This is a genomic window from Williamsia sp. 1138, from assembly GCF_002095435.2.
GTDB lineage: Bacteria > Actinomycetota > Actinomycetes > Mycobacteriales > Mycobacteriaceae > Williamsia.
In genome coordinates this window covers 173,931-188,708 of the sequence record NZ_MJEJ02000045.1, presented here as the reverse complement: position 1 = coordinate 188,708, position 14,778 = coordinate 173,931, and the positions used below count along the sequence as shown (strand labels likewise).

Annotated in this window: 10 protein-coding genes; 8 read left to right on the top strand and 2 right to left on the bottom strand. The window is 65.0% G+C overall.

All coding sequences use genetic code 11. From position 1 onward, the window contains the following. The first annotated feature begins 7 nt into the window (after window positions 1-7). A complete protein-coding gene (locus BH683_RS28430) occupies window positions 8-652 on the top strand; it encodes a hypothetical protein (RefSeq protein WP_143696071.1) in 645 nt (214 codons plus the stop codon). A 191-nt stretch (window positions 653-843) separates the two neighbouring features. After that, window positions 844-1,533 carry a hypothetical protein gene (locus BH683_RS16260; protein ID WP_084837297.1) on the top strand — a complete coding sequence of 230 codons (690 nt, stop codon included), beginning with the start codon at window positions 844-846 and terminating at the stop codon, window positions 1,531-1,533. 1,132 nt (window positions 1,534-2,665) lie between these two features. Here BH683_RS16260 and BH683_RS16255 read toward each other — a convergent pair. Then, window positions 2,666-4,165 carry a PucR family transcriptional regulator ligand-binding domain-containing protein gene (locus BH683_RS16255; protein WP_084837296.1) on the bottom strand — a complete coding sequence of 500 codons (1,500 nt, stop codon included), beginning with the start codon at window positions 4,163-4,165 and terminating at the stop codon, window positions 2,666-2,668. A gap of 185 nt (window positions 4,166-4,350) precedes the next feature. Between BH683_RS16255 and BH683_RS16250 the strand changes: the two genes are divergently transcribed. From BH683_RS16250 to BH683_RS16225, 6 genes are all read left to right on the top strand, one after another. Next, entirely contained in the window at window positions 4,351-5,751 is a 1,401-nt protein-coding gene (locus BH683_RS16250; RefSeq protein WP_084837295.1) for an aminobutyraldehyde dehydrogenase, read from the top strand. A gap of 5 nt (window positions 5,752-5,756) precedes the next feature. Next, window positions 5,757-7,097, top strand: a complete 1,341-nt coding sequence (gabT, locus tag BH683_RS16245; RefSeq protein WP_094647534.1) for a 4-aminobutyrate--2-oxoglutarate transaminase — start codon at window positions 5,757-5,759, stop codon at window positions 7,095-7,097. A gap of 10 nt (window positions 7,098-7,107) precedes the next feature. After that, a complete protein-coding gene (locus BH683_RS16240; RefSeq protein ID WP_084837293.1) occupies window positions 7,108-9,069 on the top strand; it encodes a primary-amine oxidase in 1,962 nt (653 codons plus the stop codon). Continuing rightward, on the top strand, window positions 9,062-10,540 hold the full coding sequence (locus tag BH683_RS16235) for an NAD-dependent succinate-semialdehyde dehydrogenase (protein ID WP_084837292.1): 1,479 nt from the start codon (window positions 9,062-9,064) through the stop codon (window positions 10,538-10,540). Before BH683_RS16240 ends, BH683_RS16235 begins: the two co-directional genes overlap by 8 nt. Continuing rightward, window positions 10,537-11,550, top strand: coding sequence for an agmatine deiminase family protein (locus tag BH683_RS16230; RefSeq protein ID WP_084837291.1), 1,014 nt, complete (start codon window positions 10,537-10,539; stop codon window positions 11,548-11,550). Before BH683_RS16235 ends, BH683_RS16230 begins: the two co-directional genes overlap by 4 nt. 139 nt (window positions 11,551-11,689) lie before the next feature. Continuing rightward, entirely contained in the window at window positions 11,690-13,123 is a 1,434-nt protein-coding gene (locus BH683_RS16225) for a cytosine permease (protein ID WP_084837290.1), read from the top strand. A 3-nt stretch (window positions 13,124-13,126) separates the two neighbouring features. Here the strand turns inward: BH683_RS16225 and BH683_RS16220 are convergent, their stop codons facing one another. Then, complete coding sequence (locus BH683_RS16220; RefSeq protein WP_084837289.1) at window positions 13,127-14,689, bottom strand: PucR family transcriptional regulator; 1,563 nt, start codon at window positions 14,687-14,689, stop codon at window positions 13,127-13,129. Between the last annotated feature and the right edge of the window lie 89 nt (window positions 14,690-14,778).

Genomic DNA, 14,778 nt, shown 5'->3' with positions numbered 1-14,778 from the left:
CAGCACAATGCCCAGCCCAACCGAGCACAAGCAGCCACGTGGAATCGATCTCTCATTCCGATGGATAACCACCCCGGAGTTCGACCCACTGAGCTCCGAAGGAACCTTCGTACGCGCCTACGTCGAATCCTACGAACTTGCCCGTGACGGGATCGGCACCGAATGGGGCTATCCCGGATTCGCAGACGCATCTCCCCCCAACATAGAACAGATGCTCAAGACCAATCAGCTCGGAGTTGACTACAGGGCTACACAATTTTACCGGCTGCTCCGGCGCCTATCCGGCCCCAGCTCAACAACAATCACCCTTTGTCGATACGGCGAGGGGACGGTATTCAGCAAGAAGACTTGGTGGTACTCATCCTGGAAGCCCATCCCGATTAGCATTACTTTCACCACCGCTGACGCAGATCCCCCAGCAGGCGAACGTGGGTCGCGGCGCGCGCCAGCACTCAACGTCTTCGGCGGCTGGAAGACAACCTCGTTCGAACTCTTTCCCGCTGATTCCTACGACGTACAACCATCCCTCGTCCAGCAGTGCCAAGACGATGTAAGGGGGCTACCACTCCTTCCGCCGCACAAACCGCAGAAGCAATCCGACCCGTTCACTCCACTGCCGCCGTCCCCTGGCTGGCCGGACGCAGGCTTGTGAAACACCAAACCCTGCGGAGCGACACAATTTTATCGACCGAGCAAAACCATACGCCGAAAGCGGTAGCCGGCATCTGGCCACTCGAAGTGGCAGCCCGCGGCAGGTCAGTGGAGACAACTTCCCCGCACACTGCGTGTGGTTCGACTGAGCACCGGCAACAACGTGGGATCGCCCCACGCACTACTAAACTCATGCTCGCGGCGATCAGCCTGGTTCTGATGACGCTCACGTCGAGTTGCACAGACCCCACGTCTGAGCCAGCGCGAATCACCGCCACCAGCACTGCCGGCGTTCAGGGCTATTCCCTTCCAGAAGAGCGTAAGTACGACGAGCGTTGGCTCCAGACAGAAACACTCGACCTCAATACGACCGACGGAACATTCATTCGAGCCTTCGTCGAGGCCCAACTGCTCGCATTCTTCGCCGGAAGTCCTGAAGCCTCCTACCCTGGCTACGCAGCAGCAGCTCAACCGGCAGGGTCACTGACAGATTTTCCGCGAAAACCACGGCCCGCGTACGGAACTGTATATCGCCGCATTGTCAGTATCGAAAACCTTCCGGGCAACACAGTTCGAGTCGTTGGTTGCGACGTGACGACCGGCCTTCCACCAGCACCTCCCGCCACGACCGAGCCCGAACACGCATACCAGCACTCGTATGCTCTCACTTACCAGCGCGCAGGAAAGCTCCCGCCATCGGAACAACGCGGCCCCCGGGCAGCTCCACTCGAATCGGTGTTCGGCGATTGGCGAGCAATCGACTTCGACCCCCTGTACAACAGAACCGACCCAACCTCTACGCAGATGTGCTACTCCAACGCCCTTGACCCCGACGACACCGTCAAACTTGGCTGGCCAGCCGTCGCGCAGCCACGTGCGTGAGAAGCGATTGAAACGGGTGGGCAGGGTCGCGGCATCAGATTCGTCCCGGCATGGATTACGATTTGTGAAGACGATCGAGGCCGGGGGGCTTTTGTGGGGGAACAATTCGCAGTAGATGAGGCACTGTTCCGACCCCATGCGATCCATCAAAGCCCCCATCGGCACCCGACCCGTAGCTCTTGGTTCGCCGTTCTGGCGCTGGGTTTCACAATCGCCCTGTCCACAAGTTGCGCGAGCGGAATCGAGATGCCTCAATCCGCGCAACCATCCGGGGACGGTGGCTATCCCACACCAGACGAACTCCGGTACCAGGAACGGTGGTTGCAAACCGATGCAGTCGACTTTGGCTCAGCCGACGGCACTTTTATTCGTGCCTTCATCGAAGCCAGCCATCTGCGCTATTTCGTAGGCAGCTACGACGCTTCATATACCGGGTATGCCGACGCGCTGGCCCCCGCCGTGGCCGCGGCACGGACGCTCGACGTCGAGAACCTACTTTCCCGTGCACCCGCCTACGGCGTCATATACCGACGCATTACCAACGTTTCGACATTGTCTGACGGGGCCGTTAGGGTTGTGGGCTGCTACTCGACTCCAGGGCTGCCGCCGACCCCACCCCGTCTCAACGCTCCGACGGCCACGGCCTCATGCAGTCTTTTGCCCTTGTGTAGAGACGCGATGGCAACTCCCCTCCCGTAAAACAGAGCGGCGCACGAATCGTCCCGCATGGCTCGGTGTTCGGCGATTGGTACGCCGTGGAATATGACCCACTGTATGGCGACGCTGATCACGATTCGATGCAACCGTGCACTAACGATGCATTCGATCACGTTGACACAGTCAAACTCGGCTGGCCCGCTGGTCCGCAGCCGCGCGCGTAAATCGGCGCTGCAACTTCGCTGCTGGCGGAACAAGTCTTATGGAAGCCCGGCAAAACCGGAGGATTTGATACTTCCTCCGACACCAGCCACATCCTCCGACTGCAACCGGAGGACGTGACGACAGTCGGAGGAACTGTGACTTCCTCCGACTTCGGCAGCGAATGCCGTCCCGCACCAGAGCCTTCCACCCGTTTTTGCGCCACCCATCGATTATTTCGAGTGGCGCATGCAAAAACGGGTGGGGCGGTGGGTCAATGAGGGTCGGCGAGGATGATCAGCAGCAACTCGGCGCGGGTCCGGGCGTCCGTGAGGTCAACGCGCAACAACCGCTCGATGCGGTCGACCCGGTTACGCAGCGTGTGCCGATGCACCCCTACCGTCGCAGCGGCGGTCTCCCAGTGGCCATTGGCCAGCAGGTAGCCGCGCAGGGTCGCGACGAGACCACTGTCGTGGGTGCGGTCGTACTCGAGTAGCGGCCCGAGGACAGTGTCGTGGGCACCGCTGAAGGCCCGACGAACCGGTTCGAGAGACAACACCGACCCCTGCGCCAACAGATCGACCACCTCTCCTTCCGCCGCGACCACACAGCTGAGCCGGGCTTGCCGTACGGAGTCGGCGATCTCGTCGACCGACGCCACGGTTCCGAGGCCGCCTCGCGCGCCCTGGACCCCGACCATGCCGAGCACCGATTCGGCGAACCCGCGCTGGTCCTCCCCCCGTAGCAGGACGACCACCTCGCTACCACTCTGCTCGACAAACACCGGACGCCAACGTGATTGGAGTTCGACGGCGATGGACGCCGCGGCCCGCTGGGCACCGCCGACGCCGGAGTACTGCACGACGGCGGCACGTACCCGACCCTCGCGGTCAGCGGCCCGCAAGACGATGTTGCGGGCCGCGGCCGGAGGTGGCCCGGCCATCGCCATCGTCAGCGCATCGGCGTGGAGCGCTTGCTGATCGCGCAGTACCTGTCCCGGCTTGGCATGTTCGAGGCTGAGCAGGGACGTGGCATGACCCACCAGCACCCGTTCGAGGTCGCCGAGCGGGGTATCTCCGAGCACGACAAGGTGCCCGAAGACGCTGCCGGCCACACTGATCCGCTGGACCGTGATCACCCGCTCGTCGGTCATGGTGACGCCACTCGCCGCCGCCGGATCGCGGCTGATCTGAGCCCGCACCGACGCCAATTCCTCGCCGGACAATGCCTGCGGTCGAGCACTGACCACCTGTTGCTCCCGGTCGAGCAGCACGACGGTCTGCTCGATGGCATCGGCCAGTTCGCGGACGACGGCCGGCATCCCGCCTGCGATCACCGCACGGGTGATCCGTGGCTGGGTATGCGACGCCCGCACGAACTGGTCGAACCGCTGCGCAGCGATGCGGTCGAGGACGGTGCGAGCGATCGCCGAGAACGGCACCGGAAGCGGCACCTTGATCAGTGGCAGTCCGAGATCGTCGGCGATCTCGACAAGATCTCCCGGTACGTCGTCGAACCCGAGGCCGACACCGAACCCGACACCGGCGATCCGGGTCTCGTCGAGGCGCGTCAGATACTCGCGTCGGTCATGGGTCGACGCGGGCAGACGCAGCCCGGTGGTGAGCAACAACTCCCCGCCGGCAAGCCATTCGTGCGGTGCGGGCAGCTCCGAACTGAGTGCACAGTCGATGTCGCGATCCTGACCGGCTGCGCCGCCGAGAAGGGTCAGCTGCAGATCACGCTGGGCCAGTAACCAGCGCACCGTGGTCGTCATGGCTTCGCGACTTTGCCGAGCCCATTCATGGCGCATACCTGCACAGACTTCGCTCCCATTGGACAAATGGTAGTGCCTGAGCAGAGTGACTGGACGTTCCGTCAGGTCCGCGCGCGGGCTCGTCGGCGAAGACTGAACTCATCGCCCTTCTCCCATCCGCCCCCAACCGAGAGTGACCTGGTGATATGGCCAATCAGATCTTGAAGAACTACATCAACGGAGAGTTCGTGGCGTCCACCGGCACGGAGACGTTGGACCTCATCAACCCCACGGACGAATCGGTGGTAGGTACCTCACCCATCTCGTCGGACGCCGATGTCGACGCCGCCATGTCCGCCGCGGCGAAAGCCTTCGAGAGCTGGGGAAAGACCACACCGAAGACGCGGCAGACCGCGCTGCTGAAGTTTGCCGACGCCATCGAGGCGAACTCGGACAAACTGGTCGCGGCGCAGGCTCGCAACACCGGCCAGCCCGACGACCAGATCGCCGATGAGGAGGTGACCGTCGGTGCCGACCAGATCCGCTTCTTCGCCGGCGCGGCCCGCCTACTCGAAGGCAAGTCGGCCGGTGAGTACATGGAGGGTTTCACCTCGTACGTCCGGCGTGAGCCGGTCGGCGTCGTCGCGCAGGTGACGCCATGGAACTACCCGCTGATGATGGCGCTGTGGAAGATCGGCCCCGCCATCGCGGCGGGCAACACCGTCGTGCTCAAACCCTCGGACACCACCCCTGAGTCGACGCTCGTACTGGCGGAGATCTCAAAGGGCATCCTGCCCGACGGGGTCCTCAACGTGGTGCTCGGTAACGGCGCCACCGGCGCCGCCCTCGTCGGACACAAGACACCGAGCATGGTCTCGATCACCGGCTCCGTTCGCGCGGGTATCGCAGTCGCGGTGTCGGCGGCGCAGAACCTCAAGCGCGCTCACCTCGAACTCGGCGGGAAGGCGCCCGCAGTGGTCTTCGCCGACGCCGACCTCGACAAGGCCGTCGACGGCATCGGCGACGCGTCGTTCTTCAACGCGGGCCAGGACTGCACGGCGGTCACGCGGATCCTGGTGCATTCGTCGATTCACGACAAGTTCGTCGACGCCCTGATCGAGAAGGCAAAAGACACCACGGTGCCGCCGCTCAACAACATCAACCACTTCACCAAGGTGACCTCGATACTCGACTCGGTGCCCTCCCATGCCACGGTGGTGACTGGTGGCAAACGCAAGGGCGACAAGGGTTTCTACGTCGAACCAACGGTGATCACCGGAGTCCGCCAGAGCGATTCGCTGGTGCAGGACGAGACCTTCGGGCCCGTCGTCACGGTGCAGGCGTTCGACGACGAGGCGCAGGCACTGGAGTTCTCGAACGACGTCAGTTACGGCCTGGCCTCCAGCGTGTGGACAACCGACAACGGCACCGTCGGCCGCATGACCGCCGGTCTCGACTTCGGATGTGTGTGGGTCAACTGCCACATCCCACTCGTCGCGGAGATGCCACACGGCGGGTTCAAGAACTCCGGCTACGGCAAAGATCTCTCGTCGTACGGGGTCGAGGACTACACCCGCATCAAGCACGTCATGAGCTCGATCGAATGACCACCGTGACACAGCCCCAGTACCGGCTGCCCCAGACACGGAACCTGGTCACCGCCCTGCCCGGTCCGAAATCCTCAGAGCTCCAGGGTCGTCGAGCGATGGCCGTCGCCGGCGGAGTCGGGTCGAGTGTCCCGGTCTACGCCGCGGACGCCGACGGCGGGGTCATCGTCGACGTCGACGGCAACTCGTTGATCGACTTCGGATCAGGCATCGCGGTGACGACGGTGGGAGCGGGCAACGCTGCCGTGGCCGCCGCTGTCGCCGAGCAGGCAAGCCACTTCACCCACACCTGCTTCATGGTCACGCCGTACGAGGGTTACGTCGCGGTGGCAGAACGGCTCAACCACCTGACCCCCGGCGATCATCAGAAGCGCACGGTGCTGTTCAACTCGGGCGCCGAGGCCGTGGAGAACGCGATCAAGGTGGCACGCTTGGCCACCGGTCGCGACGCGGTGGTGGCGTTCGATCACGCCTATCACGGTCGCACCAACCTGACGATGGCGCTGACCGCGAAAACGATGCCGTACAAGTATGGTTTCGGCCCGTTCGCGCCGGAGGTCTATCGGATCCCGATGTCGTATCCCTATCGCGACGGACTCGACGGTGCCGAAGCGGCCAAGCGCGCGATCTCGATGATGGACAAGCAGATCGGCGGTGACCAGCTTGCGGCGATCATCATCGAACCCATCCAGGGCGAGGGCGGCTTCATCGTCCCCGCGCCGGGATTCTTGCCGGCACTTGCTGATTGGGCGCGCTCCAACGGCATCGTGTTCATCGCGGACGAGGTCCAGAGCGGCTTCGCCCGCACCGGCGCCTGGTTCGCCAGCGACCACGAGGGCATCGTGCCCGATCTGGTAACCATGGCCAAAGGCATCGCCGGCGGTATGCCGCTGTCAGCGCTGACCGGGCGCGCAGATCTGCTCGACGCGGTGCACGCCGGTGGCCTCGGTGGAACCTACGGCGGCAATCCGGTGGCCTGCGCCGCCGCGCTGGCCGCCATGGATGTGATGAAGGACCTGGATCTACCCGCCCGCGCCCGCCACATCGAGGAACTCGCCGGAGGCCGCCTCCGGGCGATGGCGTCGGTGACACCGGAGATCGGCGAGGTCCGTGGCCGGGGCGCGATGCTGGCCATCGAACTGGTCAAACCGGGTGGCACAGAACCGAACCCGGAGCTCACCAAGGCCCTCGTCGCGGCATGCCTGGCGCAAGGGGTGGTGCTGTTGTCCTGCGGGACGTACGGCAACGTGATCCGGCTGCTGCCGCCGTTGGTGATCGATGACGCCCTGTTGAACGACGGCCTCGACGTACTCGAGAACGCCCTGAACGATCTCACCGGCCGGTAGGAGACCACGCGTGACCACTGCATCGACGTCCCATCCCCTCGACCCCTTCTCAGCTGACGAGTTCCGCGCCACGGCAGCACTCATGCTGCGAGACCACGGGGTCGGCGAAGGGTGGCGATTCAACTCCATCGAATTGCTGGAGCCGAGCAAGGCCGAATTGGCCGACTATGCAGCGGGTGGCACCGAGCCACCTCGACGTGGCGTGGTCACCTGCCTCGACTCGCGCCGAAACGCCACCTACAAGGCGGTGGTGTCGCTGTCCGAGGACACCGTCGAATCGTTCGATCACATCCCCGGCGTACAAGCGAACTTCACGGTCGACGAGTTCGAGGAATGTGATGAGGTTCTGCGCAAGCATCCCGATGTGGTTGCGGCCCTGGCCAAACGCGGCATCACCGACCTCGAGCTGGTGTTCATGGACACCTGGACCTACGGCGATGCGGTGGCACCGGAAAAGTACCGCGACCGGCGCATCGGCTGGTCGGACACCTGGGTCAAGGGCGAGGCGGGCGCAAATCCCTACGCGCATCCGGTCAGCGGGCTGCACTGTGTGATCGACCTCAACACGATGGAACTGCTCGAGATCGAGGACACCGGCGGCGTCGAACCCCCGGAGGTGATGGGCGAATACGTGCCTGCCCGGATCCCTGAACGGATCCGCAACGCCTCGCGCCGAGAGCCGCTGAAACCGTTGGAGATCACCCAGCCCGAAGGACCGTCGTTCACCCTCGAAGGCAACAAACTGACCTGGCAGAACTGGTCACTGCGGGTTGGTTTCAATCACCGCGAGGGCATGACCCTGCACACCATCAGCTACAACGACGACGGTCGCGAGCGTTCTGTCGCGCACAAGCTGTCGTTCGCAGAGATGATGGTCCCCTACCGCGATCACTGCGAAGACCACTACCGCAGAACCGCATTCGACATCGGCGAGTGGGGTCTGGGTTTCATGACCACCTCGCTGGAGCTCGGCTGCGACTGCCTCGGCGAGATCCGCTACCTCGATGCCGTGCTCCACAACAGCAAGGGCGAGCCGTACACGATCACGAACGCCATCTGCATCCACGAAGAGGACAACGCGGTCCTGTGGAAGCACGTCGACCACGACGCCGGCGCCGAGGTGCGCCGGATGCGCCGCCTCACGGTCTCTTTCCACGTCACCGTCGCGAACTACGAATACCTGGTCTACTGGCGCTTCTACCAGGACGGCAACATCGAGTGCGAGGTCCGGGCCACCGGCATCATGGTGACCACCCCGTTCGCGCCGGGCGGCACCCATCCTCACGGAACGCTGGTCGACGAACGCACGTATGCCCCGTATCACCAGCACTTCCTGGTCGCCCGCCTCGATCTCGACGTCGACGGTACGCAGAACACCGTGTACGCCAGCGAGACCGAGATCGAGCCCATGGGTCCGAACAACCCCTACGGGCTGTCCCTCGTGCAGCGCAACACTCCCCTGCGCACCGAAGAAGAAGGCAAGCAGGACATGAACTGGGCCACCCAGCGGGCGTGGAAGGTGGTCAACACCAACACGACCAACGGTCTGGGCACCAACCCGTCCTACAAACTCGTGCCCGGTGATGCCATCCCGTCGATGTTCGACCCTGCCTCCCCGATCTTCCAGCGCGCGCAGGTGATCGGGCACACCGTGTGGGTCACGCCGAACAGTCCTGATGAGCGCTGGCCGGCAGGTGAATTCGTCAATCAGTCGTCGATCGACACGGGGCTCGGCGAGTGGACGAAAGCCAACCGAAGCATCGACAACACCGACGTCGTCGTCTGGTACACATTCGGTGTCCACCACATCACCCGGCCGGAGGACTGGCCCATCATGCCTGCGGACACGGTGTCGTTCTGGCTCAAGCCTTTCGGGTTCTTCGATCGCAATCCCTCCCTCGACGTGGCACCGAGCCCGAGTTCTCATTGCCATGCCGACTCCTCTGACCCGAAAGGACACTGCCATGACTGACACCTCCACCGATCCCATCGCGCCGTATCGCGACCTGCTGGCGACGGTGCCGACCGGCCTGTGGATCAACGGGGACTCCGTGGCGGCATCGACCAAAGAAACGTTCTCCGTGGATGATCCGGCGACCGGCACCTCACTGTTGCAGATCGCCGACGCGACACCCGATGATGCCGCCACGGCACTGGACAGCGCAGTGGCGGTCTCCGAGGAATGGGCAGACACCGCACCCCGGGCCCGGTCGGAGATCTTGCGGAGCACCTACGAACTGATTCGCGAACACGCGGACGACATGGCGATGATCATGACCCTCGAGATGGGCAAGGCGCTGCCGGACTCGGTGGCAGAGATCAACTACGGCGGCGAGTTCTTGCGCTGGTTCGCCGAAGAGTCGGTCCGGGTGGCGGGCCGCTTCACGAAGTCACCGGGCGGTTCCGGCCGCATCATGGTCACGCATGCGCCGGTCGGTGTCGCGTTCGCCATCACGCCGTGGAACTTCCCGCTGGCCATGGGAACCCGCAAGATCGGCCCCGCACTGGCGGCAGGTTGCACGATGATCGTCAAGCCCGCACACGAGACGCCGCTGACCATGCTCTACCTGGCCAAGCTGTTCAGGGAGGCCGGACTGCCGGCAGGTGTGCTCTCGGTGCTCCCGACCAGCAAATCCGCCGAGGTCAGCACCCCGCTGATCGCGGACCCACGCGTCCGCAAGATCAGCTTCACCGGGTCGACACCCGTCGGCCGCACCCTGATCGGTCAGGCGGCCGAGAACGTCCAGCGCACCTCGATGGAACTCGGCGGCAACGCTCCGTTCCTGGTGTTCGACGACGCAGACATCGACAAGGCGGTAGAAGGTGCTTTCGCTGCGAAGACCCGCAACGGCGGTGAGGCCTGCACTGCGGCCAACCGCTTTCTGGTGCAGGAGGGTGTCGCCGAGGAGTTCACCGCCGCACTCACGGCGAAGATGAAGGCCATGGTGCTCGGCCGCGGGTACGACTCCGACACCACACTCGGGCCGATGGTCAGCGTGAAGCAGCAGTCGTCGATCGCAGAGGCGGTGTCGAAGGCGGTTGCCGACGGCGCGCGTGTTCGTCTCGGTGCCGACCCCACCGAGGACGCGGGGTGCTTCTACCCCGCCACCGTACTCGACCAGGTCCCCTCGGACGCCGAGATCGTCTGCAACGAGATCTTCGGTCCGGTCGCGGTGATCAGCACCTTCACCACCGAGGACGAGGCCGTCGGCGCCGCCAATGCAACCGAGTACGGTCTCGCCGCCTACCTGTACACCCAGGATCTCGACCGGGCACTCCGGGTGGCCGACAGGATCGAATCCGGGATGGTCGGGGTCAATCGCGGGGTGATCTCTGACGTCGCAGCACCGTTCGGTGGCGTCAAGCAGTCGGGTATCGGGCGCGAAGGCGGCTCCGAAGGCATCTACGAATACCTGACCACCAAGTACATCGCCCTCACATGACCACCTGGACGATGCCCGCCGAGGGTGCGCCGCAGGACAAGATCTGGATGGCCTACCCGGTGCAGGGGTATTCCCTCGGCGAGACCGAGGCCGCGCGCGACGAGGCACGAGCGACGTGGGCCGCCGTCGCGCATGCCGTACTCGACTTCGAACCGGTCACCATGATCGTCGACCCCGGCGAGATCTCGACTGCACGCCAGTACCTTTCGGCCGACATCGAGATCATCGAAGCGCCGCTGAACGATGCCTGGGCCCGTGACATCGGGCCGACGTTCGTGCTCGACGAGAACGGCCGGCTCGGCGCGGTCAACTGGGTCTTCAACGGCTGGGGTGCCGCGTCGTGGGCGCAATGGGACAAAGACCAGCACATCGGGACGCTGATCGCCGAACTGTCCGGGGCCGAACTGATCGACTCCCCGATGATCAACGAGGGCGGCGGAATCCAGGTCGATGGCGCCGGCACGGTGCTCGTCACCGAGTCGGTGCAACTCGGCGAAGGGCGAAACCAGGACTGGACCAAGACCCAGGTCGAAGCCGAACTGGCGCGCACCATCGGCGCCGAGCGGGCAATCTGGCTGCCGCACGGCCTGACCCGCGACAACGAGAAGTTCGGGACGCGCGGGCACGTTGACATCGTCGCCGCGATGCCGTCGCCGGGAGTGGTGCTGGTGCACGATCAGCAGAATCCCGATCATCCCGACTTCGCGGTCAGCGCCAGGATCAAGGCGCTGATCGCCGACGCCGAACCGGGCTGGGAGATCATCGGGGTCCCCGCACCCACCGTGCTGACCGACGACGAGGGTCCCGTCGACTACAGCTACATCAACCACCTCGTGGTCAACGACGGTGTCATCGCCTGCAGCTACGACGACCCCAACGATGCACGGGCCGCGGCGATCCTCGCCGAGGTCTACCCCGGTCGCACCGTGAAAGCCGTGGACGCACGCCCCCTGTTCGAACGCGGTGGCGGGATCCACTGCATCACGCAGAACCAGCCCACCGCCCGATGATGGTGGGTTCTGGCGACCAAATCCGCAGGTCGCCGTCGCCGGAACCCACCACTTTCGGACAGAACGACGGGCCAGAGGTCCTTTGCAACGGACGATCTGTCAGTTGCCCCGGACGCCTCCGGCAAGGGACCGTTGCGCCATGACATCGACGACTCCCCGCACGACCCCGGAAGGCCCCGCATCGCCGGATACCCCGGAAGCAGCACTGGGCAATTACGGCGACAAGGTCCTTGCAGTGGAGCCGGGCGGTAACGAGTTCATCCCGCCCGAAGCCCGGCACGGCAAACCCCGCGGGCTGTTCTGGACCTGGACCGCACCCAACCTCGAGTTCGCGACGATCTTCCTCGGGATCATCGCGGTCCTCTATTTCGGGCTGAGCTTCTGGCAGGCCATCGCCGCGATGGCGATCGGCAACCTACTCGGAGCACTCGCGCACTACGTGCTGTCCGCCCGCGGACCCCTGCACGGGGTGCCGCAGATGGTGCTGGGCCGCCTCGGTTTCGGGTACCGCGGCAACATCCTCCCAGCCGCCTTCATGACGGTGATGTGTGGTGTCGGCTGGTTCGCCACCAACAGCGTCAGCGGTGCACTGGCGCTCAACACCCTGTTCGGGCTGCCGTCGGTGCTCGCGCTGATCATCATCGTGCTCGCGCAGACCGGTTTCGCGTTCTGCGGCCACAACCTGGTCCAGGGATTCGAGCGGCTCGCCGCACCCGTGCTGGCCGTGGTGTTCGTACTGGCCGGCGTCTTCATCTTCCGTGATGCCGACCTCGGGATGGCTGCAGCCGACGGCGGGGCCGGTCTGGGCGGCTTCCTGCTCACCCTCGGTGCAGCATTCGGCTACACCGCCGCCTGGACGCCCTACGCCGCGGACTACACCCGCTACCTGCCGGTGAACGTCTCGAAGTTCCAGACGGGGTTCTTCGCCTCGTCCGGACTGTTCGTGTCGACCACCGCGCTGATGGCGATCGGCGCTGCATCGGTCACCATCGGCGCCGACGCCGATCTCAGCCCCACCGACGCATTCACCGGATCCCTGCCGTCGTGGGTCGCCAACCTGACCCTGCTCGCGATCGCCATCGGCGCGGTCGCCGCCAACGCCATCAATCTGTACTCGGGCGCAATGGCTTTCGTGACCATGGGCTTCAAGATGTCCGTCGGGATCCAGCGTGCGGTCGTCACCGCGGTCTTCGGCGTCGTCGGGTTCCTGGTGGCGTGGTGGGCACTGGCCGACGCCGCCGCCAACTACGAGACATTCCTGCTGATCGTCGCCTACTGGATCGGGCCGTGGCTCGGCATCGTCCTCGCCGACCAGCTACTGAGGCGAGGACGCCCGGTGGCGAACCTGCTCTACGACACCAAGTACACCAACTGGGGTGGCCTGCTCTCGTTCGTCATCGCGCTCGTCGTCTCGGTGGCGCTGTTCGCCAACCAGGAGCGCTATGTGGGGTGGGTCGCCGAAGCCGTCCCCGAACTGGGAGACATCGCCTTCTTCATCGGCTTCCTCATCGCCTTCGGTGCCTACGTCCTGTTGTGCCGCAACAAGATCAATCGCGAGTACTCGCAGGTCTGAGCCTCATTCTCCGCTCGATAACCGGTCGAGCTCCGCTCCGCTACGTCTCCTGCGGCCCTGTGCGCGGTGCGCGCACAGGGCCAGCAGCAGTCCCGGGTATGTCTGCGCAGCGGTGAAGTCGAATCCGATCAGCCCGCGGATCCGCTCCAGCCGCTGATAGAGGCTCTGCCGTCCGAGGTTCAGGGCCGCGGCCGATCGGGTGGCACTACATCCGTGCCGCAGATGTACCTCGAGTGTGCGGGTCAACTCCGAACCGTGTTCGGCATCCCAGGCGATGACCGGGGCGATGACGGCCAGCAGGTCGACGCGCACTGCGGCGTCGAGCGTCTCCATCGCGAGATCCGCGGCCAACGCCCGCGTCGATGTCACGGCGTCGGCCGACCCGCCGACGATCTGTCGATCCGCCACCGCCAAGGCCAGCGCATGCCGCACGCGCAGCAGCGACGTCGACAACTCCTGCGCGTCGATCGGTACGGGATCGCCAACGACAACGGTTGCCCCGTCGGCGAATTCCCGATACGCATCGGCGATCACCGTCACGTCGTCGTTGCCGGGCCGGCCCGTCGCGATCAACGCGTACGACGTCGCATGGACCTGCGCATGCATGGATTGCGCAGCAAGGCTTTTCACCACCGACGCGGTGACTCGGGAGGCCATCCGCGGCGTCGGGACGTCGACGGCCACCGGAACGATCTGCGATGTCCGGGCCGGACGGAAGCCGGCTGCGCCCAGCCGCATCACGAGATCGGATCGGCGATCGATGCGGCGCTCCAACAGATCTGACACCAACGATGACGCCGCGCGGTGCGGCAATCCGGCGAGCTCGCGGGTCAACGACAACGTCACACCGAGCGGACCCGCCCCGACCTCGAGCAACGTCAGCAGGTCATCGACATCGAGCGGCGACCCCGGGCCGGCGACCAGGGTCGCGACCACTTCACCGCGCATCCCGACAGGCACCGATGCCGCCTGCGCGTCCACCGCCTGCCACGCCGAGTGATCGTCGTCGAGGCCCTCGGCAGCCATCAACGCGTTGCCCTTGCCCAACAGCACCAGCGGGCAACCCACTGCAGCCGCAATACATTTCAGCATCGCGGGGGCACCCGTTCCGGCCGCCATCTCAGCATGCAGCGCCGCGTCGAGTTCGCTCCGCCTACGCAGTGCGCCGACTTCCTGCGACACCAGATCGGTGTTCGCCGCCCGGCACAGGTCGATGAACGGAACGACCGTACGCAGCACGATGAAGGGAAATCGCGCCGACGACGCCTCTCGCACCATCTCGCCGGGTGCCTGGTCGAAGGTACGACCCAACTCCACGGCCACCCCGGCGACACCACGCTGGGCGAGCTCGCGGATGTAATGCCGACGCGTCCCGGAATCGACCCCGGCCAGGCCCAGACCGGTCGTCAGCAGCAACTCCCCGCCAGAGAGAAGCGGGCCGATCTCGAAGATCTCGCTGGAGTGCACCCAGCGGACCTCGTTGTCGAGGCCATCGTGTCCGCTGAGCACCTGCGGGTCCGCCGCGGCCAGGTGCCGGTCCAGCACGTCTCGCAAAGTCAGCACCATCGGGAACGGCCCTCCTACAACTGCCAGACGGATTGCACGTCAAGATCGGGTCTCATCGCGACACTATGTCAGTTGCCGCCCAGGCGCGA